Source organism: Escherichia sp. TW14182 (assembly GCF_000208525.1).
Taxonomy (GTDB): Bacteria; Pseudomonadota; Gammaproteobacteria; order Enterobacterales; family Enterobacteriaceae; genus Escherichia; species Escherichia ruysiae.
In genome coordinates this window covers 1-849 of sequence record NZ_AEJZ01000450.1, presented here as the reverse complement: position 1 = coordinate 849, position 849 = coordinate 1, and the positions used below count along the sequence as shown (strand labels likewise).

Sequence of the window (849 nt, the reverse complement as noted above, 5' to 3'; positions counted from 1 at the left end):
CTTAACTGGCTGGAGAAGCAGCCGGAAGGGGCTGTGCGTCCGGTGGTGATTGAATCAGTGACAAAACTCAATAGACAGCGTGAATATCGATGGTTGCGCCACAGGCCTGAGCATATTTTGTCAAAGTTTTCATACTGGCCCCTAAAGGATTACTTTCCAGGCGACTGATGGCTGACGGGCGTAACCCCATTCGTTCGGCCAGCGCTGACTTTGTTAATCCCGCTTTTTCTCTCATTTCGTATAACATTTCTACCATCTCCAGTTCTTTATCGGCATCTTCATACCCTTTGACAGCTTCTGGAGTATTAAGCAGTTTTTGCTTTACCAGGCTGAACGGAACACCTTTTACTTTCATCATTTCATCTCCTTCAGGCGCATCCTGGCGATTTCAATAGCTTTCGTTGGTGTCTTTTGCGTCTTTTTCACAAATGCATGCAACATATAGATTTCATTACCCGTTGCATAAGCGTACAGTGTTCTTGCGATATTTTTATCCCCGACTCTCAGTTCAAAAAGCCCTCCGCCAATTACACGGCTGTGAGGCATTTTCATTTTGTTACCTTCCTGTTCCAGCCGTTCAATCAGTCTGGTCATACGACCACGCAGATTGTCTGGTAATTCCAGCAGTTCATCCAGTGCGGCTGGGTGAGTAATCACATTAAACATATTATAGCCTCCAGAATGACAAAATACACCAAAACAGGAAAATTGCGCAAACAGCAAATTTCATCAATAAATGAAAATACACTCTGGGTTCGGAGGGGGCACTGGAGAAGAGGGATTTTTTGATGCCGCGCCAGCGGCATGGAAGGCGGCACGCTGTGGTTACATGTGATACCGGAGTAAAAC

The 849-nt window shown here is 45.7% G+C and carries 2 protein-coding genes and 2 pseudogenes; 1 reads left to right on the top strand and 3 read right to left on the bottom strand.

Annotated features, from left to right (window positions below; genetic code table 11):
* Positions 1-69 (top strand): annotated as a pseudogene (locus tag EQY_RS27115) (hypothetical protein); the annotation flags it as partial.
* Here EQY_RS27115 and EQY_RS0123035 read toward each other — a convergent pair.
* From EQY_RS0123035 to EQY_RS27370, 3 genes and pseudogenes are all read right to left on the bottom strand, one after another.
* Positions 68-355, bottom strand: a complete 288-nt coding sequence (locus EQY_RS0123035) for a helix-turn-helix domain-containing protein (RefSeq protein ID WP_024195838.1) — start codon at positions 353-355, stop codon at positions 68-70. The pseudogene EQY_RS27115 and the gene EQY_RS0123035 sit on opposite strands and share 2 nt — an antisense overlap.
* Positions 355-666: a type II toxin-antitoxin system RelE/ParE family toxin gene (locus tag EQY_RS0123030; RefSeq protein WP_000483534.1), complete on the bottom strand. Its 312-nt coding sequence runs from the start codon at positions 664-666 to the stop codon at positions 355-357. The genes EQY_RS0123035 and EQY_RS0123030 overlap by 1 nt, the downstream gene beginning before the upstream one ends.
* Positions 654-849, bottom strand: a pseudogene (locus EQY_RS27370) (hypothetical protein); the annotation flags it as partial. The gene EQY_RS0123030 and the pseudogene EQY_RS27370, both read right to left, overlap by 13 nt.